Source organism: Collinsella aerofaciens ATCC 25986, from assembly GCF_964239575.1.
GTDB classification, from domain to species: Bacteria; Actinomycetota; Coriobacteriia; order Coriobacteriales; family Coriobacteriaceae; genus Collinsella; species Collinsella aerofaciens_BQ.
The window spans coordinates 56,006-81,652 of sequence record NZ_CAXSQQ010000007.1; the positions used below are offsets into that span (position 1 = coordinate 56,006).

Below are 25,647 nucleotides of genomic sequence, written 5' to 3' on the forward strand. Positions count from 1 at the left end.
GGGAAAGCTCTTCGTGGTGGGAATCGGCCCGGGCGGCCCCGACGGCATGACGATTGCGGCTCGGCGTGCGCTCGAGGCGTCCGACGTCGTTGTGGGTTACACGAAATACGTGGAGCTCGCGCTCGCCGCCGTGCCCGACGCGGCGCATCTCGCGACGCCGATGATGCACGAGGTCGAACGGTGCCGCCTTGCGCTTTCGCGCGCGCAGAGTGGAGACGCCGTGGCGCTCGTGTGCAGCGGCGACGCGGGCGTGTACGGCATGGCGAGCCCCGTGCTGGAGCTTGCGGAGGACTACCCCGATATAGACGTGGAAGTTATCGCCGGGGCCACCGCGGCTCAGAGCGGGTCGGCGGTGCTCGGCGCCCCGCTTGCCCACGACTTCGCGGTCGTGTCGCTCTCCGACCTGCTCACGCCATGGGAGGTCATCGAGCGCAGGCTCGCCGCCGTGGCGAGCGCCGACTTCTGCATCTGTTTGTACAACCCGCGCAGCAGAAAGCGCGCCGACAGGCTCTCACGCGCGGCGAAGATTATGCTCGAATGGAAGGCCCCCGACACGCTCTGCGGCTGGGTACGCAACATCGGGCGCGAGGGGCAGCAGTCGGGCATGTGCAGGCTCTCTGAGCTGGGGGAGATCGACGCCGACATGTTCACCACCGTGTTCGTCGGCAACGCGGACACGAAGCTCGTAGGCGGCCGTATGGTCACGCCACGCGGGTATCGGGAGATTCCATGCGAAAGGTAACGATCATCGGGGCGGGGCCCGGAAACCCCGACTTGCTCTCGCGCGCGGCGCTCGACGCTATCGACTTCGCCGACGTGGTCATCGGCGCTCATCGCGCGCTTGCCGGCATCGACGTGCCGCCCGACGTGGTGAGATGTGAGCTCGTGAAGACGGCGGACATCGTCGCCGCGCTCACCGATGCGGCGTCGTGGCGGCGCGCCGTGGTCGTGATGACGGGCGATGTGGGGCTGTTCAGCGGCGCGCGCCGCCTGGTGGAGGCGCTCTCCGGCGACGCGCAGGTGGACGTGCGCGTCGTTCCCGGCATAAGCTCAGCGTCGTATCTCGCCGCGCGCCTTGCGTGTCCATGGCAGGATTGGCGCTTCGCGAGCGCTCACGGCGTGGCGTGCGACATCGTGGCCGAGGCCGAGCGCGCAGGTGAACTCTTCCTCGTCACGTCGGGCGGGGAAGACCCCTCGCGGCTTTCGGGTGAGCTTGTGCATGCGGGCTTCGGGGACGCGCGCGTGACGGTGGCCGAGCGCCTGTCGTACCCCGACGAGCGCATTACCTGCGCGACCGCAAGTGAAATCGCAGGTCAGACGTTCGACGACTTGAACGTGATGCTTATCGAGTTCGCAGGCGGCGCCGGGTCGCCTGAGGGCTCTAGCGCAGCCTCCGAGGCGCCGGCCGGCGCGTCTGCGCCCGCGGCGGACTCTGCGGGCGCATCCCGCGCCGCGAGCTCCCGCTGGCCGTACGCTTCCTCGGGCATTCCCGACGAGCTCTTCATCCGCGGCGACGTTCCCATGACCAAGCAGGAGGTGCGCGCCGTCGCGCTCGCGAAGCTGCGCCTTACCGCGACCGACACCGTGTGGGACGTCGGCGCCGGCACGGGGAGCGTGTCGATCGAGGCGGCGCTCGTCGCGCGAGTGGGGTCGGTATGGGCGGTCGAGCGCAACGCGGCCGGCGTGCGGCTCATCCGAGAGAACGCGGATGCATTCGGCTGCGGCAACGTGCATGCGGTCCCCGGTGTCGCCCCCGAAGCGCTCGCGAAACTGCCCGTCCCCGACGCCGTGTTCGTCGGCGGGAGCGCGGGTGAGCTTCCCTCCATCGTGGAGGCGGCGCTCGAGAAAAACTCGCAGGTTCGCCTGTGCGTGCCATGCGTCACCGTTGAGACGCTCACCGAGGCGTGCGCGCTCCTCTCGGGTTCGCGCTTTAAGGGGTTCGAGGCGTGCCAGGTGTCGGCCGCCCGCGCCGAGGCTGTAGGCTCGCACCATCTTATGAAGGCGCAAAACCCCGTGTTCCTCGTCAGCGCGCGTGGTGCAGGTGGGGAAGGCGGCGCCCGGTGAGCACGACCATCCCGCGCTTCATGGTCGCTGCGCCCTCGAGCGGGAGCGGCAAGACGGTCGTTACGTGCGCGCTCCTGCGCGCGCTCGCACGCCGCGGCCTTGCATGCGCGGCCTTCAAATGCGGCCCCGACTACATTGACCCGCTCTTTCATCGTCGCGTCGTGGGTGCGCGCTCGGGCAACTTAGACGGCTTCTTCACCGACGCCCCGACGCTGCGCGCCCTGCTCGCACGCGGCGCCGCGAGTGCGGATGTCGCGGTGCTCGAGGGGGTCATGGGCTTCTACGACGGCATGGCGCCCGGCGTGGCCGACGCGAGCAGCTACCAGGTTGCGCGCGACACGGAAACGCCGGTCGTTTTAGTGGTGAACGGGCGCGGGGCGTCTTTATCGCTCGCCGCCGTAATCCGCGGCATCGCCGAGTTCCTGCCTTGTGCGAACGTGCGCGGCGTCGTGCTGAACAAGACGAGCGCCGCTGCCTGCGCCTACGCGGCGCCTGCGATCGAGAAGCACACGGGCGTCGCGGTTTTGGGGAATATCCCCGCCGACGAGGCGTTCTCGCTCGAAAGCCGGCATCTGGGGCTTGTGACCGCCGACGAGGTCGAGCAGCTCTCCGCGCGCATCGACAAGATAGCCGAGCTGGTGGAAAAGACCGTCGACGTCGACCGCTTGCTCGAAACAGCGGCGACGGCACCCGATATCCGCGAGGAACCTTACCGGTTGGAGCCGATCGCGGGAGCGCGGCCCATCGTCGCCGTCGCCCGTGACGAGGCGTTCTCGTTCTACTACGAGGAGAACCTGCGCGCGCTCGAGGACCTGGGTTGCGAGCTGGCCTTTTTCAGCCCCTTGTGTGATAGTGAGTTGCCCCGGGGGACAAGCGCCCTCTATCTGGGAGGCGGCTACCCGGAGCTCCATGCGCGGCAGCTCTCCGAGAACGCGCCGATGCGCGAGGCGGTGCGGCGCGCGGTGGAATCCGGCATGCCGACGGTCGCCGAATGCGGTGGGTTTCTGTACCTGCAGCGTGAAATCGCCGATAGCGAGGGGCGGCGCTGGCCTGTTGCGGGCGCCCTTGAAGGCGCAAGCGAGAACGGGGGAAGGCTGTCCCATTTCGGGTACGTGGAGCTCACTTCCCAACGCGACGGGCTCTACGGGCCGCGCGGCACACGCATCCGCGCGCACGAGTTCCACTACTGGCAGTCCATCTGCCCGGGCGGCGACTTCTGGGCGCAGAAGCCCCGGCGCGACAAGGGCTGGCCGTGCATGACGACCACCCCGTCCCTGGTTGCGGGCTTCCCGCATGTGTACTATCCTGCGAACCCCGACGTTGCGCGCACGTTCGCGTCTGCCGCAGCGTCGTTCGCAGAGAGGAGACGGCATGGCTGAAGCAACCGAAACCGCGTTGGCCTGCATCCGCGAGGAAGTCGAGCGCGCGTTCTCGTCGGCGCCGGGCGCCGTGCTCGAAGCCGCGCTCTCCCGGATCGCGCCCGCAGACGAGTGCGCCCGCGCCGCCGCGTACGCCGCGTGGGACTCCATCGCGCATCCCTTGCGGGGATTGGGCGACTTTGAAGACGCCGTCGCGTGTATCGCCGCGGCTCAGGGGAGCGCCGAGGTGGCCGAGTTTCCCCGTGCACTCGCGGTATTCTTCTCCGACAACGGGGTCGTTGCCGAAGGCGTGTCGCAAAGCGGGCAAGACGTGACGCGAGCCGTCGCGCGCAACATGTGCGAGGGGGCCACGAGTGCCTGCCGCATGGCGGCGTTCGCGGGTGCCGAGGTCGTGCCCGTCGACGTGGGTATGGCCCGGGGCATAGAAGACGCGCGCATGGTGCGCGCGAACGTGCGGCGGGGGAGCGACAACATCGCGCACGGCGCCGCTATGTCTCGCGATGGGGCCGTGCGCGCAATCGAGGTCGGAATCGCCGTCGCGTGCGGGCTTGCCCGCGCCGACGTGCGCCTTCTCGTCGCGGGCGAGATGGGCATCGGCAACACGACCACCTCGGCGGCGGTGGCCGCAGTGCTCCTCCGGGCGGACGCGCGGAGCCTCGTCGGGCGCGGCGCGGGGCTCTCGGACGCCTCACTCGCGCGCAAGCGCGACGTGGTCGAGCGCGCTATCGACGCGAACTCGCCCGATCCCGCCGACCCGATCGACGTGCTCTCGAAGGTGGGCGGCTTCGACATCGCGGCGATGTGCGGCTTCTACCTGGGGGCCGCGGCCTCGAAGGCGCCGGCGCTCCTCGACGGGGTAGTATCCTGCACGGCGGCCCTGTGCGCGGCGCGCCTGTGCTCCAACGCCTTGGGCTACCTCGTGGGCACCCACGCATCAAGTGAACCCGCAAGCCAGGAGCTCCTTCGCGAGCTCGGCATAAAGGCACCCCTCGACGCAGGCATGCACTTGGGCGAGGGCGCGGGCGCCATGGCGTATCTGCCCCTTCTGGATTCGGCGCTGCGCGTGTACCGGGATGGGAAGACGTTCACGGCGACCGGCATGGCTGCTTACGAGCATTTCGAGGCCTGGAAATGACGGTGACGCTCGTTATCGGCGCCGCCGCGAGCGGCAAGAGCGCCTACGCCGAGTCCCTGTGCCTCGGGCACGACGGGCCCCGCGTGTACCTGGCAACGATGGAGCCCTTCGGGGAAGAGGGCGCCCGCCGCATCGCGCGCCATCGGGCGCTGCGCGAGGGCAAGGGGTTTTCCACCCTCGAGCGCACGCGTGACGTGGGCGCCGCAGTGCCCGGGCTTCCGCGCGGCTGCACGCTTCTTTTGGAGGACGTGGGCAACCTGGTTGCGAACGAGCTCTTCCCGGAAGGCGGCTTGCCCCCACGTGACCCCGACGCTGCGGCGCGCGAGGTGCTCGGAGGCATCGAACGGCTCGCTCAGGCCGCTGTGCATACGGTGGTGGTCACCGTCGACGTGTTCGCCGATGGGATGCGCTACGATGAGGGGACCGAGGCATGGAGGCGCGCGCTCGCGCGCGTGAACGAGGGCGTGACGGCGATGGCCGACCGCGCAGTCGAAGTGGTATGCGGGATTCCCGTGTGGATGAAAGGCGAAGGACCTACAAGGTGAAGATAGCAGAGGCAATCGGCGCGGCGTTCGGAACGTTCTCGCGCATCCCCGTCCCGAAATCGGCCTGGACCGATTTCGGGTCAACCCATGCGCTTGCCGCGTTTCCCCTGGTGGGCCTTGCGGAAGGCTTCCTCATGACGGCGTGGGGGTACGTGGCTAACCTGCTTGTCGTGCCCGCGACCATCGTCGCGGCCGTGCTCGTGGCGCTGCCTGTGGCGGTGACGGGTGGCATCCACCTAGACGGGCTCTGCGACACCTCCGATGCGCTTGCAAGTTGGGCCCCGCGCGAGCGAAAGCTCGAGATCATGCACGACCCGCGGGCGGGCGCCTTCGGGGTCATCGGTGTTGTCGTGTACCTTATTCTGCAGTTTTCCCTGTTCACCGCGCTGCCGCTTACGGCGGGGGCGTTCCTCGCGCTTCTGTGCTCGCTCGTGTTCTCCCGCGCGCTTTCGGGGCTCGCCGTTGAATGCTGGCCTGCCGCGCGGGCGGACGGCATGGCCGCGGGGCTCTCGCCTGCGAAGAAGCGCGCGGCGATCGTCGTGCCGCTTTGCGCTTTCGCTACGGCTTCGGCTGCAGGGATGGTCGCGTGCGCTCGGGCCGTCGGCGCCCTTATGGCGGTGGCGGGGCTTTTGGCGCTCGCGTGGTACCGCCATGTTGCCCTGTCCCGCTTCGGCGGGGTGACGGGGGATTTGGCCGGATGGTTTCTGCAATGGGCCGAGCTCGCGATGCTTGCTATGCTGGTGGCGGGGGGCATGCTCCTATGATGCTCGTGGTAGGTGGCGCGCATTCGGGGAAGAGGACCTTCGTGCGCGAAAAGCTCGGGTTCGCGGCGGACGATTTCGTCGACGCGGCGCAGCTTGCGGAGGGCGGCGTTTCCGCGGCTTTTGCCGGCCGCGTCGCGTACCATGCTGAGGAACTCGTACGCGCGCTCGACGCTGACCGGGCGCTCGAGCGGCTGATCGGCTTCGACGCAGTGATTCTGTCCTTGGTCGGCTCGGGGGTCGTCCCTATGCATGCGGAAGACGCCCAATGGCGCGAGCGCGCGGGGCGCCTGGGATGCGCGCTCGCTGCGCGCGCCGACGTCGTCGTGCGCATGACGTGCGGGATTCCCCAGGTCATCAAAGGAAACCTTGCCGATGCTCCTCGAGGGACGCAGGGCGCGGGCGCGCCTTTGGAGGTCGTCTTCGTGCGCCATGGTGCCACGGCGGGCACGGAAGACCCTCGCTACAGCGGGGCGGGCACCGACGAGCCCCTGTCGAGCGCGGGCGAGCGCGCTTTGCGCGACCTCGCGTGCGATCGTGACGTGTTCCGTGTTATCACGAGCGGCATGGCCCGCACCGACCAGACGGCGCGCATCCTCTTCCCGAACGCGGAGCTTATGGCGTGCCCCGGTCTGCGCGAGATGGATTTCGGTGACTTCGAGGGGCGAAGCGCCGCCGAGCTTAAAGAGGATGTGCGCTACCGCGCCTGGGTAGACTCCTGGTGCGAGACGCGCTGCCCGCATGGCGAGGGCAAGAGCGATTTCACCCGCCGCGTCGTCGCGGCGTTTCGGGAGGCGTGCGAATCGGAGCGCGCCCAGGGGGGTGGGCGCGCCGTCTTCGTCGTTCACGCGGGTACCGTGAAAGCGCTGCTCTCCGAGCTAGCTGTCCCGAAAATGGGATATTTCGACGTGCATACCGAGCCGGGCGGCGCATGGGCCGCCACCTGGGATGGGCGCTGCCTTCGCGACGTTCGCCCCGCTTCGGGGGGCGATGCCCGGTGATGACGATTCTTGCCGCCGCCGCCGGGTTCGCAGCTGACCTTGCCTTCGGCGACCCGCGCTGGCTTCCCCATCCCGTTGTCGCCATGGGGCGCGCGATCACGTGGGCCGAAGGCCGCCTGCGGGGCTCATTCCCGCAAACGTCCGCGGGCACGCGCGCCGCAGGGCTTGTGCTCGCCGTGGCGCTTCCGCTTGCGTGTGGGCTTTTGACCTTGGGAATCCTGCATCTTTGCGGCATGGTTCACCCCGGCTTGCGCTTCGTGGCCGAGGCATGGGCGAGCTATCAGATTCTCGCGGCATGCGAGCTGCGCCGCCAGAGCCTGGCCGTGGCCCGCGCGTTCTCGAAGGGCGGCCTTGTCGCGGCTCGCGAAGCCGTCGGGCTCATCGTGGGACGCGACACGTCTGTTCTCGACGAGCAGGGCGTTGCGCGCGCCGCCGTGGAAACGGTGGCGGAGAACGCGAGCGACGGCGTCATCGCGCCGCTTTTCTACCTTATGATCGGGGGTGCGCCCTTGGGCATGGCGTACAAGGCGGTGAACACGCTCGACAGCATGGTGGGCTACAAAAACGAGCGCTACATCGACTTCGGCTGCGCCTCGGCGCGCCTCGACGATGCGGTGAACTGGATTCCCTCGCGCTTATCGGCCCTGTTCATGATCGCCGTGTGCCCGATCGTCGGGCTCGATGCTCGCGGGGCGGCGCGCATCTGGCGCCGCGACAGGCGTCGCCATGCGAGCCCCAACTCGGCGCAGACCGAGTCAGCGTGTGCGGGCGCGCTCGGGCTGCGCCTGGCAGGACCCGCGGTGTATTTCGGCAAGCTCGTTGAGAAACCGACGATAGGCGACGCGTCCCGTGAAATTGAGTGGAGCGACATCGCCCGGGCGACTAGGCTCATGCTCGCCGCGTCCGTATGCGCGCTCGTCGTCTTCGGTGCCGCACGCGCGGCGGTCGTGCTCGCCGTGGGGGCGATGGTATGAGGGAAGACCACGCCGCGTCCCGGGCTGCCGGGGGAATCCTGCGCGCCCGTGCGCATGGGGGTAGCACGCAATCGCTCGGCATCGCTTGCGAAGGGGGCGCCTCCGACCTCATTGACTTCTCGGTGAACGTGAATCCGGCGGGCCCCTCGCCGCGCGCCGTTGCCGCAGCTTGCAAGGCGCTTTCTCGAATCGACGCCTACCCCGATAGGGAAAGCCTCGCCCTCGTTCGCGCCCTAGCGCGTGCCCAGGGCATTCCCGAAGATACTATCGTCTGCGGCGCGGGCGCGTCCGACATCATTTGGCGGCTCGCCGCGGCGGTGCGCCCGAAACGCATCGTCGTGTGTGCGCCGACGTTCTCTGAATATGCGGAGGCGGCATCGTACTACGGCGCATGCGTGCAGGAGTTCCCGCTCTCCGAAGCGGACGACTTCGACGTGCCCGCCTCCTTCGCCCGCGCGATCGAGGGGCCGGGAGACGTGGCGTATATCTGCAATCCGAACAACCCGACGGGGCGCCTCGTCGACCCCCGCGTGATCGATGCCGCGGCTTGCCGCTGCGAGCAGGTGGGCGCGCTGCTCGTCGTGGACGAGTGCTTCCTCGGATTTGCGCCCGACGCCCGCGAAAGGAGCGTGGCCGCACGCGCCGCGTGTTCGCGCCATGTGGCCGTGCTCTCCGCATTCACCAAGCTCTACGGAATGGCGGGATTGCGGTTAGGATATCTGATCAGCGGAAACGCCCAACTCCTCGAGGGGATTCGCCGGGCGGGGCAGGCGTGGCCCGTCTCCTCGGTCGCCGAGGCCGCGGGTATCGCCGCCCTGGAAGACGTCGAATACGTCTCGCGCACGCGCGATGTATTGGCGGGCGAGCGAGCGTGGCTTTCCCACGAGCTCTCCTCGCTCGGGCTTTCCGTCATGCCGTCGGATGCGAACTTCCTTTTAGTCCGGACACCGGCGAAAGACATCCCCGAGCGCCTGTATAAACAGGGGGTTTTGGTCCGCACGTGCGACTCGTTTTCGGTACTGTCCCGTTTCTGGTGCCGCGTCGCGGTGCGCACGCGCAAGGAGAATGCCCGGCTTGCGATGGCGTTCGGCCGCGCGCTTCGGGCGGAAGGCGCATCGGGCGAAGGCGAACCCGACAAACGGGGCTGCGCTTCTTGCAGCGGCGCTATGGCGGGCGCGTATGGCCGAGGCTCGACGAAGGAGGTCGATACCCGTGGGTAGGGCGAAGCCCATCATGATCCAGGGCACCATGTCGAACGCGGGGAAGAGCCTGCTTGCGGCGGGGCTGTGCCGTGTGCTTTCGCAGGACGGCCTGCGCGTGGCTCCCTTCAAGAGCCAGAACATGGCGCTCAACAGCGGTGTCACGGCCGACGGGCTCGAGATGGGGCGCGCCCAGATCATGCAGGCCGAGGCGTGTGGCATCGTGCCCGACGTGCGTATGAACCCCATCCTGCTCAAGCCCGAAAGCGACCACCGAAGCCAGCTCATCGTGGCCGGCAAGGCGCAGGGGGCCTTCGCTGCGAGGGACTACTTCGCGCGAAAGAAGGCGCTCATTCCGCAGATTTTGGAGTCGTTCGATTCGCTCGCGGAGGAAAACGACGTCATCGTCATCGAGGGCGCCGGCAGCCCCGCCGAAATCAACCTTGCCGAAAACGACATCGTCAACATGGGGCTCGCGCGCGCCGTGTCCTCCCCCGTGCTGCTCGCGGGCGACATCGACCCAGGCGGGGTATTTGCCCAGCTCTACGGCACGGTCGCGCTCTTTGCGCCCGAGGATCGCGCGCTTTTGCGGGGGCTTGTTGTGAACAAGTTCCGCGGCGATGTGGAAATCCTCCGCCCGGGTTTGGCCCCGCTCGAGAAGATGTGCGGGGTTCCCGTCGTGGGGGTCGTGCCGTTTCTTACGCTCGACCTGGACGACGAGGACTCGCTCGCACCGCGCCTATCTGCCCGCGAGGCGCGCGGCGTCATCGACGTCGCCGTCGTGCGCCTTCCGCATCTGTCGAACTTCACCGACTTCGACCCGCTTTCGCGCGTGCCCGGCATGGGCGTGCGCTACGTTTCCTCGACGACCGATCTGGGCCGACCCGACCTGGTGGTGCTTCCCGGCTCGAAGTCCACGGTCGACGACGCGCGCTGGCTTGCGGCTAGCGGCATCGGAGCCTGTGTACGCGCGCTTTCGGGCGCGGGCACGCCGGTGCTCGGCATATGCGGAGGCTACCAGCTTTTGGGAGACGAGCTTTCCGACCCGCACGGCAGGGAAGGCGCTGGCACCGCGCGCGGGCTCGGGCTCATCCCTGCAAATACGGTGTTCAAGGAGGAAAAGCGCCTCGCCCAGTCGGAGCTGCGCATCACGGGCGCCCAAGGCGCGTTCTCGGCGTGGAACGGCATGACGGCGCGCGGGTACGAGATTCACGACGGCGATACGACCGTCTCCTGCGCCCCTGCGGGCACGATTGGCGGCAAACCAGAAGGCGCGGCCTGCGGAAACGTGTTCGGAACCTATCTCCACGGCCTGTTCGACGAACCGGGGGTGGCACTCGCCCTCGCGCGCTCGCTCGCGCGCATGCGCGGCCTGCCCGAGAGCGTCGTGGGTGCTGAGGGCGCGGTGTCCGCGGCCGATCACCGTGCGCGCGAGTTCGACCGCCTGGCCGACTCCGTGCGCGGGGCGCTCGACATGGAGTATGTCTACCGCATTATCGAGGAGGGCGTATGATCCACGTGTATCATGGCGACGGCAAAGGCAAGACCACGGCGGCGATGGGGCTCGCCCTTCGCATGCTCGCCGCAGGCCGCCGCGTCGTCGTTGTGCAGTTCCTGAAAGACGGCGAAAGCGGGGAGGCGCGCCTGCTCGCCGAGCATTTCGGCGTGCCCGTGTTCGCGGGGAAGGCGTCGGACAAGTTTACCTGGTCCATGACGTCGGAAGAACTTGCCGCGACGCGCGAGTTGCACGATGGGAACCTCGCTTCCGCGCTCGCCGAGCTCGAGGGCGCGCAGGAGGGGCTGCTCGTGCTCGACGAGGCGCTCGACGCGCTTTCGAAGGGGCTTGTCGACGAGGCGCTCGTGGACCGCGCGCTCGATATGTCCGCGCGCGGCGTCGAAGTAGCGCTCACCGGGCGCGCGCCTTCCCGCAAGATCGTGGAGAAGGCCGACTACATAACCGAGATGCGGTGCGAGAAACACCCCTACGAGCAGGGGATATGTGCAAGGGAAGGAGTGGAGTACTAGATGGATTCCAAGGAGATGGCGCCCGGCGACATCGAGCGGCGCAGCTTTGAAATCATCACCGAAGAGCTCGGCGGCCGCACGTTCCCGCCGCTCGAAGAGCCCGTCGTGAAGCGCGTCATCCACACCACTGCCGACTTCTCGTACGCCGATTCCCTCGTGTTCACCCATGACGCCGCGCACTGTGCGCTCGACGCACTGCGCGCAGGGGCCACGGTGCTCACCGACACGAACATGGCGCTCGCAGGCATAAGCAAGCCCGCGCTCGCGAAGATCGGCTGCCAGGCCGTGTGCTTTATGGCCGACCCGGATGTCGCCGCAACGGCGCGCGCCGCGGGCACGACTCGCGCCGTTGCGAGCATGGACAAAGCTTGCGGCATCGAGGGTCCGCTCATCGTGGCCGTCGGCAACGCTCCCACAGCACTTCTGCGCCTCGCCGAGCTCATGGACGCGGGGAAGATCGCGCCCGCGCTCGTCGTTGGGGTGCCGGTTGGGTTTGTGAACGTGGTCGAGGCGAAAGAGGGGCTACTCGCGCGACGCGTGCCGGCCATCGTCGCGAGGGGTCGCAAGGGCGGCTCGACCGTGGCGGCCGCCATTATGAACGCGCTGCTCTACCAGATCACGCGCCCAGGCGGCCCGAAGTGACGGCCCCCGCATCCGCGCCGGCGCTGCGCATCTTCGCCGGCACCACCGAGGGCCGCCTCCTGTGCGAATGGGCGAGCGGGGCGGGAATCCCCGCCCGTGCCTACGCGGCAACCGAGTACGGAGGCGAGCTTTTGGGCGAGCTTCCGGGCATCGAGGTGCATGCGGGCAGGCTCGACGAGGCCGACATGGAGCGTGAGCTTTCCGGCGCGCGCATCGTCGTCGACGCCACGCACCCCTTCGCTACGCTCGCAAGCGGCAACATCCGGGCCGCTTCGCTCGCCGTGGGTGCACGATGCCTGCGCCTTGCGCGCCCGGTCGAGGTGCTGCCCAAAGGCGTCGTGTCGGTCGCGTCGATCGCCTGCGCGGCGCGCTTTCTCTCCGAGAACCCGGGTCGCGCGCTTCTCACGACGGGGAGCAAGGAGCTTGCTCCCTACACGCGCGTCGCCGATTTCGCGGAGCGCTTCTTCGTGCGTGTGCTTCCTCTGCCCGGTGCTATAACGAAGTGCATCGACGCGGGGTTTTCGCCGTCGCACGTCATCGGCATGCAGGGGCCCTTCACCCGCGAGCTCAACGAGGCGATGCTTCGGCAGGTGGGCGCCCAGTGGCTTGTGACCAAGGACTCGGGAACCGTAGGCGGCACGGCCGAGAAGATCGCCTCCGCGCGCGACGTGGGAGCGCGCTGTATCGTGGTCGCCCGTCCCGCCGAGGGAGGCGGGGCCCTTTCGCTTAGGGAAGTGGAAGACGCGCTCTTACGGGAGTTCGCGCGCTAGGCGCTCGCCGCGCATGCGTGCCCTCCCGCCTGCGAGGAGGAGCGCCCCGAGCAAGCTCGACCCGTACAAGCCTGTCATCCGCCAATCGCTCGAGGACGACGCACGGAACTGGCGCAAGCAGCCCTTCAATAAGTTGCGGTGAAATAGCGTCTGTTTTTGCTGCTAAATAGCATATTCAGTCCCTAATTCACCGCAACTTGTTGGTGGTGGCTTACTGGTAGCGTAGGCATTCCACCGGGTCGAGCTTTGCTGCACGGCGAGCGGGGTAGAAGCCAAAGATTACGCCGATGCCGACCGATACGGCAAACGCGATCAACACTGTTGTAATGGAGAAGCTTGGCGTGATCGTCCCGGTAGCTCCAAACTCGCTCATGATGCCCGAGCTTGCGGCAAAGAACGTGAGTCCCCATGCCAGCAGATAGCCAATCAGGACACCCAACAGTCCGCCGGTGACGCACAGCGCCGAGGACTCGGCCAAAAACTGCGCGGTGATATCGCGACGACTTGCGCCCAGGGCACGGCGAATGCCGATCTCACGGATGCGCTCAGTCACGTTGGTGAGCATCATATTCATAATGCCGATACCGCCGACAAGCAGCGAGATGCTGGCGACAGCGCCCATGATGAGCGAGAACGCGCCCATAAAGGAGTTGAGTGCATCGATGGCGCTTTTCATGGAGGTCGCCGATACACTGTCGTACTCATCATCTTCCGCGATGCCCTTCATTGCGCGCACCTTGGACTCGATGGTCTTACAAAGCTCGTCCATGTCTGTGCCCTCGGCGGCAAGAGCCGTCACGCTGGGGAATGAAGGATTTTCGTCGCCAAACAGGCCTGAGATGGTTTCGCGCGGCATATACAGCGTGAGCGAGCCCATGGAGTCGTTGCCGCCATCAATCACGCCTATAATCTGCACCTCGCCGTTGGCCACCTTGATGGTTTTCCCCAGCGCATCCTGTTCGTTGCCGTAAAGCTGATCGGCGCCGCCGCGGCTGATGAGCGCCACGCGCGAGCCCGATTGGGACTCGGCCTGGGAATAGGTGCGCCCCGCAACGAGCTTGCTGGCCCCCACGGCGTCGAGCATGTTGCTATCGACACCCTGTGCCATGACGGTATAGCTTTTATCGCCGGTCTTGTACTCGGTGTACGCGCTGTCGACAATTCCGATCTGCTCTATTTGCGGCACCAGTTTTTGAAGCTTCTGAACGTCAGAATCGGTGAGTTCTTGCGACGAATAGATTTGCACCATGCGTGCCGCATTGAGGCCCAGACTGTTGACCAGGCTGTTTTGGATGCCGCCGATGAGCGAAGTCATGGCGATAACCGAGGCAATGCCGATGACAATGCCCAGGATGGTGAGTAGACTGCGCCCCTTGTTGGCCTCGAGCGAGTGAAGGGCTTCCTGGATGAGATCGCGGGCGCTCATGCCATCTCTCCTTTCGGCGGGTTGGCGGAGGCGGAAATCATGGGCAGGCTATCTACGGCGCTGCGCAGGGTCCGCGGTGCATGTGGAATATACGCGCCGTCGTGAATGCGACCGTCGCGGATGGTCACGGCACGGTCGGCCTCGGCGGCGATGCCGGGGTCGTGTGTGATAAGCACGATGGTTTTGCCGCGCTTCTGGAGCTTATGGAAGGTCTCCATCACAAGCGCTCCGGTAGCGGAGTCCAGGTTTCCCGTCGGCTCGTCAGCCAGAATGATGGGCGGATCATTGACGAGGGCGCGCGCGATTGCGACGCGCTGCATCTGGCCGCCCGAGAGCTCGGATATGCGGTGGTCCCAGTGGTCGACGGGCAGCGTGACAGCCTGCAGCGCGTGCACGGCGCGCATCTCGCGCTGGCTACGGGGCACATTGGTGTAGGCCAGCGGCAGCATCACGTTTTCGATAACCGACAGGCGCGGCAGCAGGTTGAAGCTCTGAAAGACAAAGCCAATGCTCAGGGCGCGGACTTCGGTGAGCTCGTCATCATCGAGCTCGGCCACGTTGAGCCCTTGCAGGTAGTAGTCGCCCGCCGTCGGCTTATCCAGGCAGCCTAGGATGTTCATGAGGGTTGATTTGCCCGAGCCCGAGGGGCCAGTAATGGCGACGAACTCGCCGGGATCTACCGCCAGTCTCACGTTATGCAGGATGTGGGCGCAACCTGCCTCGCTTTCAAAGATGCGGTGCACGTTGCGGATGTCGATAACGGGACGCATTACATGCCCTCGTCGTCAGACATGCTGCCCGAATCCGTGCTGTAGCCGCCGTCAGCCGTTGCGTCCGCTCCGGTGTCCATGACGAGGGTGTCGCCATCGCGCAGCTTGGTAATCGGCACGTTAGGGTTGATCTCGTTGCCCTGGTCGTCGCGCTTGACCTGTGTCTTGCCGACTACGGCTTCGTTGTCGTTTTGCGTCACGACGGTCACTTTCACGCGGCGGGTCTGTTTGCCCTCGTCATCGGTTGCCACGTTGACGTAATAGTGTTCGCCGTCTTCGGTCATGAGCGCCATCGTCGGCACCATCACCACGTCGTCGAGCTGCTCGGTCACCACCGAGACCTCGGCCGTCATGCCCGGCTTCAGGCGCGCGTCGGGCGCCTCGATGAGGATGTCGACGTTAAAGGTTACGCTGCCGCCGCCACCGTTAGCGGCGTCGGAGTTTGCCACCGACGCGATAGCCGTGACGGTGCCCTGGCTCACGATATCGGGAAACGCGGGATACGTGACGTTGGCGCTCTGCCCAACGGCGATCTTGGCGATGTCCTTTTCTCCCACCTGTACGGTCACCTTCATCTTGGATAGGTCGGCGATCTGCATGCACTGCTTGCCACCGCTCGTATCACTTTCGCCCATAATCATGCCGCCTGTTACCGTGGCGCCCACCTTGGCGTTGAGCTCCACGATGCTGCCCGAGCTCGGGGCCGTGACCGTACGGCTGGCGGCCTTGGCGTTCGCCTGATCGAGGTTTGCCTGGGCCGAAGCGAGGCTGCGCTGCGCGGCCGATACGGCGTTCGTGTCCGCTGATGCGTCGGAGACGCCAGCCGCTGCGGAAGCTCCATCGACGTCCGTCGTTGGGGTGGCCTGAGCGGCAGCTGCGGCTTTCTTCGCATTAGCGAGGTCTTCTTGAGCGGCAGCAACTGCACGCTGTGCCTCGGCAACGTTGCGATCGAGCTCGTCGTTTTTAATGGTCATAAGCACGTCGCCCTCGTTGACGGATTGGCCCGCCTGCACGTTGATCGAATCGACCGTGCCGTCGACAGAAGGGGAGACCACTGAGGACGAAATTGGTTTGAGCTGGCCTTTCGCCTCGACCGTTGTGGTAAACGTGCCCTCGGTCACCATGTCGGTCACAGGCCCGCTAGTGCCCTGTGGCTGCGCATTGATAACCAGGGTCACGACAACGGCGATGAGCACAATGGCGGCCACGACGCCGGCCGCAATGCCGCGTCGGATGAGCTTTTTGCGTCGACGTTCGGCACGTTTTGCCTTGAGCTTGGCATATGCCTCTTCATCGGAAATCTCGGTCGCATCGTTCGCGCGTCCGCTCTGCTTATCGGCATGTACGTTTGTAATCAGAGGAATCGTTTCGGTGACATCTTCGAGCGTGTGCTCGGTATCATCCGGGCCCGGGGTGGTCGTGGGGACATTCGGCATAGCGTCTCCTTTATAGAAAGTACCTCGATAAGTATATGCGCCCACCGGTTGAGGCGGGCGCATAAGACGGTTTCTTTCGGAACTGTTAGATTGGTCGCAGCGGTTCCACGTTGTATGAATGTGCGCGTTGCACTACGAGTGGACAACCACACACAGGCCGACTTTGATGCAGTCGTGAAGTGCCTTGGCGTCTGCCAGGCGCAGGTTGATGCAGCCGTGGCTGCCGCACCATTTGTACGACTCGGCGTTATCGAAGCTCTTGTCGTTTTGCCAGGTGGCATCATGGAAGCCGATCATGTTGCCCTCAAACGGCATCCAGTAGCTCACCGGACTCTCGTATTTGGGCTTGCCGGTCTCGGGGTCCTTGGCTCCGATCAGGGCGCTGCCGCCGTCGTTGCTGTTGATCTGCCAGACGCCCTCGGGCGTGGCGTCCTCGCCCGGCTTGCCCGAGATAAAGTTGGCCTCCCAAACGATATTTCCGCTCTCGTCATAGTAGCGCGCGTGCTGTTCGGACAAGTCGACGTCGATATACGCCTTCCAGTCGGGCTCTCCCTTTGCGGTAAAGGTGTCGGCCTTCTGGGAGTACTTGATCTCGATTTCGCCAGTCTGCTTGTTGTTAATGGCGTCCTCGACCTGCTTGGCGAGCGAGCTGCTGTCGATGGACCAACCAAAGTCACCGCCTTCGACGGCGCACTGCTTGCTATCGGCGCGCGTCCACCAGCGAGTGGAGCCCACGGTATTAAAGCCGTTAGCGAGCTCGGCTGCCCAGCTGCTGATCTGCGTCGTATCGAGCGTTGGGTTGGCCGGATCGGCAAAGCTGATCCACTGCAATACGGAGCTGCCATCAACCTTGCCAGCATCCTCGCCGTTGAGCTTGAGGGTCACGTTGACGCCCAGGAAGTTGTTGGCGGCATCGCATGCGGCCTGAATCTGATCATCGGTCAGCGTTCCATTGAGCGGCTCATAGGCATCGTTGCCGAGCTTGGAAAGATCTACGGTCTCGGCCAGCGAGGCAAGCTCGAGCTCGGCATATTTAATGACATGCTCGCGGTTGAGTTTTTCGTTGGAGCGCGCCTTCTCGACGGTAAACTTGCCGGCCTGCTCGTCATAGGAGCTATTTGCCTCGAACGTGCCCGAACGGCCCTCGTTAAACTCGTCGATGGCGGCGCCCAGATCCTTCTCAAACTTCTTTTGGTCAAAGGTGTCGGAGAGCATGGACAGGTCGACGTCTTGATCAAGATCGACTTCGTTGGAGGTAGCGGTTGTTTTGGTCTTGCCGCTTAAGGATTCCACAAGGCGGACCGGCCATACAAAGGCTTCGTTGTGGCTGATAATCTCTTTTGCGGCAGCTTCACCGTCGACGATGGGCTCATCGGACTCGGGCTGATAGGTCCAGTTAAAGTCATCGCCTGTCACGGTGAGCTTATAGTGCTTCCATGCCGAGTTGACCTTGGTGGCGGCAGACGAAGCGTTGGAGAACGAGACGTCGACGCCGGCGATGGTGGTGTTGGGGTAGGCTACCTGCGAAAATGCTACGACGCCTACGATATAGACAATGACGATTAGACCCAGGACGACAAAGAGCGTCGTCTTTTTGCCCGACTTATTGTTGCCGGCGGACTTGCGCGCGGGGCCGCGATCGCCTCGAGCGTGCGTGGGGGGCTGCTTGGGCGCATTGCCGTTTGCCTGGTGCTGCTGACGTTGTTGACGCTGCTGTCGCTGTTGGTTCGGGCGTTGAGAAGCGTTTGCCGCACCACGCTGCTGACCGTGGCTCGGCGCGATAGGACGCGGCGACTGAACGCCGCCGGCGTGCCTGCTCGGCTGCTGCGGATCGGGAATCAGTTGAGTTCGATCGTTTTGCGACATCGTATGCATATCCTTCGATTTTCGCCTTGCGGTTCATCGTGTTTTTACTGGGCTTGCATTATAGCGATTGCCCTGCTGTTTGTGGTACGGAAACGGTGGCATTCAAAAGAGGTGGGACATTTGTCCCACCTTTGAGTCGTTCTTTGTCGCTATCCGCACACGCCGCATTTTGCACAGGCCGAAAGTGCGGCCGGAGCCTGCGCGATGCCGCCCTTTGCCGTCTCGCGCAGCGTGGCTGGCAACGCGTGGCCCACCGAGAGCATGACATGTGCCATCTGGTCAAACGGCACCAAGCTCTTAATGCCTGCGAGGGCGAGTTGTGCCGAGCTAAAGGCCGCTGCCACGCCGATGGCGTTGCGGTTTTGGCAGGGCACCTCCACGAGGCCACCGACGGGGTCACAAACGAGGCCCAGCAGGTTACTCAGCGCGATGGAACTGGCGTCGAGCGCCTGCTCGGGCGTGCCGCCGAGCATCTGCACCAGCGCGGCGGCCGCCATGGCGGCGGCGCTTCCCACCTCGGCCTGACAGCCGCCCTCAGCGCCGGCGACGCAGGCGCTTGTGGTGAGGTTGAGGCCGATGGCGGCTGCGCAGTAGAGCGCGTCCATGACCTGCTCGTCGTCGAGCTGCAGGCGATCGGCGAGCGCCAGCACGCAGCCGGGCACAACACCCGCGGATCCTGCCGTCGGAGCTGCGACGATTACGCCCATCGTGGCCGAGCGCTCGAGCACGGCCATGGCGCGGGCTACGGCGTCGGTCTGGACGGCGCCCATCAGGCTCGTGCTCAAATCGTTGCGGCCGGTGGCATCGACGAGTTTGGCCTCGCCGCCGATAAGCCCGCCGAGCGATCGCTGCGGATTGGCGATGGGGGCCGTGGTCTCCTCGCGCATGACGTCGAGCACGCGACGCATGGCGTCGACGGCGTGGGCTTCGCCGGTCAGGCGCGCCTCACGCACGGCCATGACGGCGCCGATGCTGAGCCCCAGTTCCTCGCACGCATCGAGCAGCTGCTCGCCGTCGTCGAAGATCTCCTTGGCCGAGACGCCGGGGGAGAGCGACGAGGCAGAACCGGGGAGCTCGATAAAGGTCGCGTAATCGACATTGTCGAGCTTGCGTAACATGGGGACGACGGTGTCGTCGGGCGCACCGTCGGTCTCAAAGACGGAGTAGGCCTGGCCGCCCACTTCGGTTCGGTAGGTGCGGCAGAAGGCGATGTTCACGTGGGCGTAGGCGAGCAGGTTCGTGAGCGCGGCGAGCACGCCGGGAACGTCCTTGTGCGCCACGAAGAGCGTGGAATACATGCCCGAGATGTCGACGCCGACGCCGTTAATGCGGCTGATGCGCATCTTGCCGCCGCCCAGGCTCTCGCCGCGGACCTGCGCCGTGGCGCCCGTGTCGTCGACCATATCGATGTCGACGGTGTTGGGGTGGATGGAGGCGTCGTCGCCCTTGATGTCAAAGTGATATTCGAGGCCCTGCTCGCGAGCGAGGTCGAAGGCCTGCTTGATGTTCTCGTCATCGGTGTCGAGGCCCAGGATGCCCGCGACGAGCGCACGGTCGGTGCCGTGGCCGCGGTAGGTGTGGGCGAAGGAGTTCCATAGGCCAAAGGTGACTTTGGCGATGCGGCCTTCTAACAGGCTGGCGGCAACTTGGGCGCACCGCAGGGCGCCGGCGGTGTGCGATGAACTGGGGCCGACCATGACGGGACCCAAGATCTCGAATGCCGAGGTCGTAGCTAGTGTTTGCGGCTTGCCTGCCATGGATGCTCCTTTACGTGGCTCGTCGTCCCGAGGGGCGGGGCATAAGGTCGCCTGCTCGGACAGTCCTGCTCGCACGGAGAGCACATTAAGTGCTCTCCGGCTCGTGCGGAACTCGCGATCGACCTTATGCCCCGCCCCTCGGGACTAAGGATACATGGTTGGAGTCGCTCTGCTGCGAAAATTATCGGCCTGTGACCTATTCCATGTCCCAGGTCGGCTCATCTTCACCACCTTTAAATAAAAAAGAAGTACCGGTTGGAGCCGGTACTTCTTTTGGTGCGTTGTTTTTGGCTGTAGCTTTTCGGGTTACCTTACAGGCCGCAGGCTGCTTTGAGTTCTTCGGCTCGGTCGGTCTTCTCCCAGGTGAAGTCGGCGTCTTCGCGGCCGAAGTGACCGTAGGCTGCCGTCTTTTCGTAGATGGGGCGACGCAGGTCTAGGTCGCGGATGATTGCGCCCGGGCGCAGGTCGAAGGTCTTCTCTACGGCCTCGACGATCTTGTCCTCGGCAACATGTGCGGTGCCGAAGGTGTCGACCATGATTGAGAGGGGCTTGGAAACGCCGATGGCGTAGGCAAGCTCGACTTCGCAGCGGTCGGCCAGACCGGCGGCGACCACGTTCTTGGCTACCCAGCGCGCGGCATACGCGGCGGAGCGGTCGACCTTGGTGCAGTCCTTGCCGCTAAAGGCACCGCCGCCGTGACGGCCATAGCCGCCGTAGGTGTCGACGATGATCTTACGGCCAGTCAGTCCCGTGTCACCCATAGGTCCGCCCACGACAAAGCGACCGGTGGGGTTCACGTAGATGTCGGCGTTGTCCCACGGCATGTTCTCGGCGGCCATGACCGGGGTGATGACGTGCTCGATGAGGTCGGCCTTGATCTTGCCCATGTCCTCGATCTCGGCGGCGTGCTGCGTGGAGATGACGATGGTCGTGACCTCGACGGGCTTGCCGTCCTCGTAGCGCACGGTGACCTGGGTCTTGCCATCGGGACGCAGGTAGGGCAGGGTGCCGTCGTGGCGCACGGCAGCCAGGCGCTCGGCCAGGCGGCTTGCCAGGTAGTGAGGCATGGGCATGAGGGTCTTGGTCTCGTTGGAGGCGTAACCGAACATCATGCCCTGGTCGCCGGCACCGATCAGGTCGATCGGGTCGGTGGTAGCGCCGGTCTGGGTCTCGAAGGACTCGTCAACGCCCTGAGCGATATCGGGTGACTGCTCATGGATGAGGCTCATAACGCCGCAGGTATCGCAGTCAAAACCGAATTTGGCACGGTTGTAGCCAATGCGGCGGATAACGCCGCGGGCGATTTCCTGAACGTCGACGTAGGCCTGGGTGCGAATCTCGCCGGCGACGATAACGGTGCCGGTGGTCACGAGGGTCTCGCAGGCGCAGCGGACGTTCTCCACGTTGGCGGGCACGCCGTTGGGGGCGATGTAGCCCTGCTCCTGCAGCTCTATTTCTTTGGCGAGGATTGCGTCGAGGACGGCATCGCTGATCTGGTCAGCGATCTTATCGGGATGACCTTCGGTCACCGACTCCGACGTAAAAACAAAGGACCCGTGTTGGGGTGGGATGGAACGAAGTTCTTCTGACATGATTGTCCTTTCAAAAACGTGTCCCGGCGACCGTTACCATTCCGCCGGGCTCTCTATGCAAGGGCACATCATAACGCGTAAATCAAACATTCACACCCTTTCCGCACCTACTCATTGGGGACAGACTTAAATGACCAGCCTTAAACTAAGAACGTCTCCAACGACTGGTCATTTAAGTCTGTCCCCAATGATTGGGTCGGTGCCCTTTGTGCGGAGGTTGCTTTGATGCTTTATACTGATGCGGTTAGACATCCATCCTGCAATCGAGGAGATTTCCATGGCATCAGACGTTCGCGTCCGCTTTGCACCCTCACCGACGGGCAAGCTGCACATCGGCGGCGCCCGCACCGCTATCTATAACTGGGCTTTCGCCCGCGCAAACGGCGGCACGTTCATCCTGCGCATCGACGACACCGACCCCACCCGCTCCACCGACGAGAACACGCAGATTATCCTGCGCGCCATGCGTTGGCTGGGCCTGGACTGGGACGAGGGTCCCGAGGTGGGCGGCGACTTTGGCCCCTACGCCCAGACCGAGCGCCTGGACCTGTACAAGCAGGCCGCCCAGAAGCTTTGGGACGAGGGCAAGGCCTATCCCTGCTTCTGCACCAAGGAGCAGCTCGACGCCGACCGCAAGGCCGCGCAGGAGCGCAAGGACCCCTTCCAGGGCTATCAGCGCCGTTGCCGCGATCTTGATCCCGAGGAGGCCCGCCGCCGCATCGAGGCCGGCGAGTCCTACGTCCTGCGTATTAAGGTGCCCGAGGACCGCGGCGACGTCGTCATCCACGACGCCGTCCACGGCGAGGTGACCTTCGACGCCAAGGAGCTCGACGACTTTGTCATCTTCCGCTCCGATGGCACGCCCACGTACAACTTCGCGACCGTCGTCGACGACGCCATGATGAAGATCACCCACGTCATCCGCGGCGACGACCACCTGTCCAACACCCCGCGTCAGGTCATGGTCTACGAGGCCCTCGGCGCGCCCGTGCCTACGTTCGCCCACATCTCCATGATCTTGGGTGCCGACGGCAAGAAGCTCTCCAAGCGCCACGGCGCCACCTCGGTGGAGGAGTACCGCGACGCCGGCTACCTGTCCGACGCCTTCGTCAACTACCTGGCGCTGCTCGGCTGGTCGCTCGACGGTGAGACCACGATCATCCCGCGCGATGTCCTGGCCAGCAAGTTCTCGCTCGACCGCATCTCCAAGAACCCGGCGACCTTCGACCCCAAGAAGCTCGATTGGGTCAATGCCGAGTACATCAACGGCATGTCCGATGCTCAGTTTGCCGACGAGATCATGGTCCCCGAGCTGCACGAGGCGGGTCTCATCGAGGGTAATGTCGAGTACGGCGAGGATTGGATCGATGCGCTTGCCGCCATCGTCAAGCCGCGCACCAAGATGCCGGCCGACGCCGTGACCGTCGCCGCTCCCATCTTTGCCACGGCCGAGACGCTCGAGTATGACGAGAAATCCGTCAACAAGGGCCTGGCCAAGGAGGGCATGGGTGTCATTCTGGATGCCTCCAAGGCCGCGCTCGAGGGTGTGAACGAGTGGACGGCTGCCAACATCGACGCCGCGCTTGAGCCGCTGCCCGAGCAGATGGACCTCAAGAAGCGCGTGGTGTTCCAGGCCGTGCGCGTCGCCGTCTGCGGCAACATGGTGAGTCCTCCGCTGGGCGAGACCATGGCGCTCATCGGCCGCGACGACTGCCTGGCGCGCATCGACCGCGCCCGCACGATGGCGCTGTAATCGCTGCGCAAACGTATGTATCCGAGCCCCGTTCACCCGAGCGGGGCTCTTGTTTCTGTAGACGTATGGGATAGGAGGTGCTGGAGCCGTGGCCGAGCAACTGTCGCTGTTTGGTTCGCCGGAACCGGAGGAGGTTCCGGTGAAGCCAGTGTCTGCCGCTGCCTCGGCTCAGCCTAAGCCTGCACCTGAGCCCATCGCCGCCTATGCGAGCGTGGTTCTCGACATCCCGACGCGTGCGCTGTCCGAGCCGTTTGCCTATGGCATTCCTCAACCCCTTGCTAGCGACGCGCAGATCGGATCCACGGTCCTGGTCCATTTTGGCAACCGTGCTGCCGCAGGCTACATCGTCGACATTGCGCCCGAGCTGGGCGATCTGCAGGGCAACAGCGCGCTCGACCCCGCGCGCATTAAAGCCGTCGAAGCCATCCTCAGCAAGCCGCTCTTTACCGCAGAGGCCGCCCGCATCGCGCGTTGGATGAGCCGCGAATATGTTGCGACGCTTTTCGAGTGTCTGCGCCTGTTCTTGCCCCCGGGTGGAAGCCCGCGTGTGGTCAAGGGTGACGACGGCGTGTGGACGGTTGAGCGCCCCGCTGTTAAACCCATCCAAAACCGCTGGGTCATGCTCACGCCCGAGGGTTTCGACTATACGCCGCCCAAGACCGCGGTCCGTCAGCGTCAGCTCATCGAGGCGCTCCAGTGCGGGCCGGTCACGACGCGCGACCTCAACCTGCTCTATAACAGCATGTCGGCGACCATCAAGGCGCTCGAAAAGCGCGGTGTCGTGGTGGTGGAGGAGCGCCGTGCGTGGCGTGGCTGCAGCGAGCAGACCACGCTGTCCTCGGCAAGCGGCAAGGCGCCGGTCGCGCTCACCAAGGGCCAACAGAAGGCGCTCGCGCAGATTGAGCGCGCCCGTCTTGACGCCCACGGAGACGTGGTCCTTGTCGACGGCGTCACCGGCTCCGGCAAAACCGAGGTTTACCTTTCGGCGATTGAGCGCGTGCTCGCGGCCGGCCGTTCGGCCTGCGTGTTGGTTCCCGAGATCTCGCTGACGGCCCAAACCGTCGGCCGCTTCCGCTCGCGCTTTGGCGAGACGGTCGCCGTGTTCCATTCGCGCCTTTCGGCCGGCGAGCGCCTGGACCAGTGGGACATGGTTGCCAGCGGTGCCGCGCGTGTGGTCGTGGGTGCCCGCTCGGCGCTCTTTTGCCCGCTCAGCGACCTGGGCCTCATCATCATCGACGAGGAACACGAGACCAGTTACAAGCAGGGTTCTAGCCCGCGCTACCATGCGCGCGAGGTGGCGGCCGAGATAGCGCGACGCTACCGCTGTCCGCTCGTATTGGGTTCCGCCACGCCTTCTGCCGAGGCCCTCGACCGCTGCCGCCGTGGCACGTATAACGGTGGCACCTGGACGCGCGTCGAGATGCCCGAGCGCCCGGGACACGCCGTGCTGCCTACGGTTCGGATTGCCGACCTGCGCCATGAGTTTTCTCACGGCAGCCGCTCCATGTTCTCAAAACCCTTGATGGAGGGCTTGGAGCGTGTGGTCGAGCGACGCGAGAAGGCCGTACTGCTGCATAACCGCCGTGGCTTTGCGCCGTTCCTGATGTGCCGCGAGTGCGGCTGCGTGCCCACCTGCAACCACTGTTCCACCGCGCTCACGTATCACGAACGCACGCACACGCTGCAGTGTCACACATGCGGTTCGTCTTGGCGCGTGCAGCCGTATCCCGCGCCCACGAGCCACTGTCCCAAATGCGGTAGCCGCTATCTGGCAAAAATGGGTCTGGGCACTCAGCAGATCGAGGACGCACTGCACCAGATGCTTCCCGAGGACGTCGCCATTATTCGCATGGATGCCGATTCCACGCGCGGCAAGGATGCGCACAAAAAGCTGCTCGAGCAGTTCGATGCGGCCGATTGCGCCGTGTTGCTGGGCACCCAAATGATCGCAAAGGGTCTCGACTTTCCTGAGGTCACGCTCGTGGGCGTGGTCAATGCCGACTTCGCCCTCAAGCTGCCCGACTTTCGCGCAGGGGAGCGCGCCTACGACCTGCTGGAACAGGTGGCGGGCCGTGCCGGTCGCGGCGATCGCCCCGGCGAGGTGATCATCCAGACCTACCTGCCCGAGGATCCGGTCATTCGCGCCGTCGCTGAGCATGACCGTTCGATCTTTACCGACTACGACCTGGAACAGCGCCGCGACGCGCTATACCCGCCGTTTGTTCGCCTGGTCAACATCTTGGTGTGGTCGGCGAACCGAGACGACGCGCAAGACTACATCGGGCGCATTGCAAAGCTTCTTAAGCGCCGCTGGCATGCCGCCGCGCCCGACTTTTTGCGGGCGGGGAGTGCCGTGCCGCAGGTGCTGGGCCCGGCTTCGTGTGTAATCGAGAGAGCCAAGGACCGTTACCGCTTCCATCTGCTTTTGAAGTCGCCCGTGGGGTACCATGTCTCTGACGATATCGACGCCTGCCTCAAAGAGGTGGGCTCTGTACGCGGCGTGAGCGTGAGCGTTGACGTCGACGCCTATGATTTGATGTAACAACCAGAAA

General features: G+C 65.2%; 21 protein-coding genes. 15 read left to right on the plus strand and 6 right to left on the minus strand.

What is annotated here, in order from left to right; translation table 11 throughout:
• Positions 1 to 13 precede the first annotated feature (13 nt).
• The 13 genes from cobJ to cobK are packed head-to-tail and all read left to right on the plus strand — an operon-like array spanning position 14 to position 12,495.
• Positions 14 to 742: a precorrin-3B C(17)-methyltransferase gene (gene cobJ, locus ACESUZ_RS05500; RefSeq protein WP_373198904.1), complete on the plus strand. Its 729-nt coding sequence runs from the start codon at positions 14 to 16 to the stop codon at positions 740 to 742.
• Positions 730 to 2,064, plus strand: coding sequence for a precorrin-6y C5,15-methyltransferase (decarboxylating) subunit CbiE (cbiE, locus tag ACESUZ_RS05505; protein ID WP_373198905.1), 1,335 nt, complete (start codon positions 730 to 732; stop codon positions 2,062 to 2,064). The genes cobJ and cbiE overlap by 13 nt, the downstream gene beginning before the upstream one ends.
• A complete protein-coding gene (locus ACESUZ_RS05510) occupies positions 2,061 to 3,443 on the plus strand; it encodes a cobyrinic acid a,c-diamide synthase CobB (protein WP_373198906.1) in 1,383 nt (460 codons plus the stop codon). Before cbiE ends, ACESUZ_RS05510 begins: the two co-directional genes overlap by 4 nt.
• Positions 3,436 to 4,578: a nicotinate-nucleotide--dimethylbenzimidazole phosphoribosyltransferase gene (locus ACESUZ_RS05515; protein WP_373198908.1), complete on the plus strand. Its 1,143-nt coding sequence runs from the start codon at positions 3,436 to 3,438 to the stop codon at positions 4,576 to 4,578. Before ACESUZ_RS05510 ends, ACESUZ_RS05515 begins: the two co-directional genes overlap by 8 nt.
• Positions 4,575 to 5,123 (plus strand): bifunctional adenosylcobinamide kinase/adenosylcobinamide-phosphate guanylyltransferase, encoded by a 549-nt coding sequence (locus tag ACESUZ_RS05520; RefSeq protein ID WP_138374710.1) that lies wholly within the window; start codon positions 4,575 to 4,577, stop codon positions 5,121 to 5,123. The genes ACESUZ_RS05515 and ACESUZ_RS05520 overlap by 4 nt, the downstream gene beginning before the upstream one ends.
• Entirely contained in the window at positions 5,120 to 5,887 is a 768-nt protein-coding gene (gene cobS, locus ACESUZ_RS05525) for an adenosylcobinamide-GDP ribazoletransferase (RefSeq protein ID WP_373198910.1), read from the plus strand. Before ACESUZ_RS05520 ends, cobS begins: the two co-directional genes overlap by 4 nt.
• Positions 5,884 to 6,885: a histidine phosphatase family protein gene (locus ACESUZ_RS05530; RefSeq protein ID WP_373198912.1), complete on the plus strand. Its 1,002-nt coding sequence runs from the start codon at positions 5,884 to 5,886 to the stop codon at positions 6,883 to 6,885. The genes cobS and ACESUZ_RS05530 overlap by 4 nt, the downstream gene beginning before the upstream one ends.
• On the plus strand, positions 6,885 to 7,859 hold the full coding sequence (gene cbiB, locus ACESUZ_RS05535) for an adenosylcobinamide-phosphate synthase CbiB (RefSeq protein WP_195544716.1): 975 nt from the start codon (positions 6,885 to 6,887) through the stop codon (positions 7,857 to 7,859). Before ACESUZ_RS05530 ends, cbiB begins: the two co-directional genes overlap by 1 nt.
• Positions 7,856 to 9,079 (plus strand): pyridoxal phosphate-dependent aminotransferase, encoded by a 1,224-nt coding sequence (locus ACESUZ_RS05540; RefSeq protein ID WP_373198914.1) that lies wholly within the window; start codon positions 7,856 to 7,858, stop codon positions 9,077 to 9,079. The genes cbiB and ACESUZ_RS05540 overlap by 4 nt, the downstream gene beginning before the upstream one ends.
• On the plus strand, positions 9,072 to 10,571 hold the full coding sequence (locus tag ACESUZ_RS05545) for a cobyric acid synthase (protein ID WP_373198916.1): 1,500 nt from the start codon (positions 9,072 to 9,074) through the stop codon (positions 10,569 to 10,571). Before ACESUZ_RS05540 ends, ACESUZ_RS05545 begins: the two co-directional genes overlap by 8 nt.
• Positions 10,568 to 11,083 (plus strand): cob(I)yrinic acid a,c-diamide adenosyltransferase, encoded by a 516-nt coding sequence (locus tag ACESUZ_RS05550; protein ID WP_035138235.1) that lies wholly within the window; start codon positions 10,568 to 10,570, stop codon positions 11,081 to 11,083. Before ACESUZ_RS05545 ends, ACESUZ_RS05550 begins: the two co-directional genes overlap by 4 nt.
• Positions 11,084 to 11,725 carry a precorrin-8X methylmutase gene (locus ACESUZ_RS05555; protein ID WP_373198918.1) on the plus strand — a complete coding sequence of 214 codons (642 nt, stop codon included), beginning with the start codon at positions 11,084 to 11,086 and terminating at the stop codon, positions 11,723 to 11,725.
• The gene (gene cobK / locus ACESUZ_RS05560; protein WP_195544696.1) at positions 11,722 to 12,495 is read left to right on the plus strand and encodes a precorrin-6A reductase; all 774 of its coding nucleotides are present in this window, start codon (positions 11,722 to 11,724) and stop codon (positions 12,493 to 12,495) included. Before ACESUZ_RS05555 ends, cobK begins: the two co-directional genes overlap by 4 nt.
• Before the next feature lie 211 nt (positions 12,496 to 12,706).
• Here cobK and ACESUZ_RS05565 read toward each other — a convergent pair whose 3' ends face one another.
• From ACESUZ_RS05565 to metK, 6 genes are all read right to left on the minus strand, one after another.
• Positions 12,707 to 13,921 carry an ABC transporter permease gene (locus ACESUZ_RS05565; protein ID WP_346976483.1) on the minus strand — a complete coding sequence of 405 codons (1,215 nt, stop codon included), beginning with the start codon at positions 13,919 to 13,921 and terminating at the stop codon, positions 12,707 to 12,709.
• Complete coding sequence (locus tag ACESUZ_RS05570; RefSeq protein ID WP_195544698.1) at positions 13,918 to 14,691, minus strand: ABC transporter ATP-binding protein; 774 nt, start codon at positions 14,689 to 14,691, stop codon at positions 13,918 to 13,920. The genes ACESUZ_RS05565 and ACESUZ_RS05570 overlap by 4 nt, the downstream gene beginning before the upstream one ends.
• On the minus strand, positions 14,691 to 16,127 hold the full coding sequence (locus ACESUZ_RS05575; RefSeq protein ID WP_195544699.1) for an efflux RND transporter periplasmic adaptor subunit: 1,437 nt from the start codon (positions 16,125 to 16,127) through the stop codon (positions 14,691 to 14,693). Before ACESUZ_RS05575 ends, ACESUZ_RS05570 begins: the two co-directional genes overlap by 1 nt.
• Before the next feature lie 132 nt (positions 16,128 to 16,259).
• Positions 16,260 to 17,993, minus strand: a complete 1,734-nt coding sequence (locus ACESUZ_RS05580) for a L,D-transpeptidase (protein WP_373198921.1) — start codon at positions 17,991 to 17,993, stop codon at positions 16,260 to 16,262.
• Positions 17,994 to 18,142: 149 nt separating this feature from the next.
• The gene (sdaAA, locus tag ACESUZ_RS05585) at positions 18,143 to 19,750 is read right to left on the minus strand and encodes an L-serine ammonia-lyase, iron-sulfur-dependent, subunit alpha (protein ID WP_373198923.1); all 1,608 of its coding nucleotides are present in this window, start codon (positions 19,748 to 19,750) and stop codon (positions 18,143 to 18,145) included.
• Between the two features lie 311 nt (positions 19,751 to 20,061).
• A complete protein-coding gene (metK, locus tag ACESUZ_RS05590) occupies positions 20,062 to 21,342 on the minus strand; it encodes a methionine adenosyltransferase (protein ID WP_368135240.1) in 1,281 nt (426 codons plus the stop codon).
• Between the two features lie 277 nt (positions 21,343 to 21,619).
• Between metK and gltX the strand changes: the two genes are divergently transcribed.
• Together gltX and priA are read left to right on the plus strand one after the other, a co-directional pair.
• On the plus strand, positions 21,620 to 23,095 hold the full coding sequence (gene gltX, locus ACESUZ_RS05595) for a glutamate--tRNA ligase (protein WP_215694568.1): 1,476 nt from the start codon (positions 21,620 to 21,622) through the stop codon (positions 23,093 to 23,095).
• A gap of 88 nt (positions 23,096 to 23,183) precedes the next feature.
• Positions 23,184 to 25,637 carry a replication restart helicase PriA gene (gene priA / locus ACESUZ_RS05600; RefSeq protein ID WP_373198925.1) on the plus strand — a complete coding sequence of 818 codons (2,454 nt, stop codon included), beginning with the start codon at positions 23,184 to 23,186 and terminating at the stop codon, positions 25,635 to 25,637.
• Positions 25,638 to 25,647 lie beyond the last annotated feature (10 nt).

Bases quoted from the DNA above. Each gene is read 5' to 3' on its own strand.
- cbiE (WP_373198905.1), top strand. From the start codon at position 730: ATGCGAAAGGTAACGATCATCGGGGCGGGGCCCGGAAACCCCGACTTG.
- ACESUZ_RS05520 (WP_138374710.1), top strand. From the start codon at position 4,575: ATGACGGTGACGCTCGTTATCGGCGCCGCCGCGAGCGGCAAGAGCGCC.
- ACESUZ_RS05565 (WP_346976483.1), bottom strand. From the start codon at position 13,921: ATGAGCGCCCGCGATCTCATCCAGGAAGCCCTTCACTCGCTCGAGGCC.
- cbiB (WP_195544716.1), top strand. From the start codon at position 6,885: ATGACGATTCTTGCCGCCGCCGCCGGGTTCGCAGCTGACCTTGCCTTC.
- ACESUZ_RS05570 (WP_195544698.1), bottom strand. From the start codon at position 14,691: ATGCGTCCCGTTATCGACATCCGCAACGTGCACCGCATCTTTGAAAGC.
- gltX (WP_215694568.1), top strand. From the start codon at position 21,620: ATGGCATCAGACGTTCGCGTCCGCTTTGCACCCTCACCGACGGGCAAG.
- ACESUZ_RS05540 (WP_373198914.1), top strand. From the start codon at position 7,856: ATGAGGGAAGACCACGCCGCGTCCCGGGCTGCCGGGGGAATCCTGCGC.
- ACESUZ_RS05580 (WP_373198921.1), bottom strand. From the start codon at position 17,993: ATGTCGCAAAACGATCGAACTCAACTGATTCCCGATCCGCAGCAGCCG.
- metK (WP_368135240.1), bottom strand. From the start codon at position 21,342: ATGTCAGAAGAACTTCGTTCCATCCCACCCCAACACGGGTCCTTTGTT.
- sdaAA (WP_373198923.1), bottom strand. From the start codon at position 19,750: ATGGCAGGCAAGCCGCAAACACTAGCTACGACCTCGGCATTCGAGATC.
- ACESUZ_RS05550 (WP_035138235.1), top strand. From the start codon at position 10,568: ATGATCCACGTGTATCATGGCGACGGCAAAGGCAAGACCACGGCGGCG.
- ACESUZ_RS05575 (WP_195544699.1), bottom strand. From the start codon at position 16,127: ATGCCGAATGTCCCCACGACCACCCCGGGCCCGGATGATACCGAGCAC.
- ACESUZ_RS05555 (WP_373198918.1), top strand. From the start codon at position 11,084: ATGGATTCCAAGGAGATGGCGCCCGGCGACATCGAGCGGCGCAGCTTT.
- ACESUZ_RS05515 (WP_373198908.1), top strand. From the start codon at position 3,436: ATGGCTGAAGCAACCGAAACCGCGTTGGCCTGCATCCGCGAGGAAGTC.
- ACESUZ_RS05530 (WP_373198912.1), top strand. From the start codon at position 5,884: ATGATGCTCGTGGTAGGTGGCGCGCATTCGGGGAAGAGGACCTTCGTG.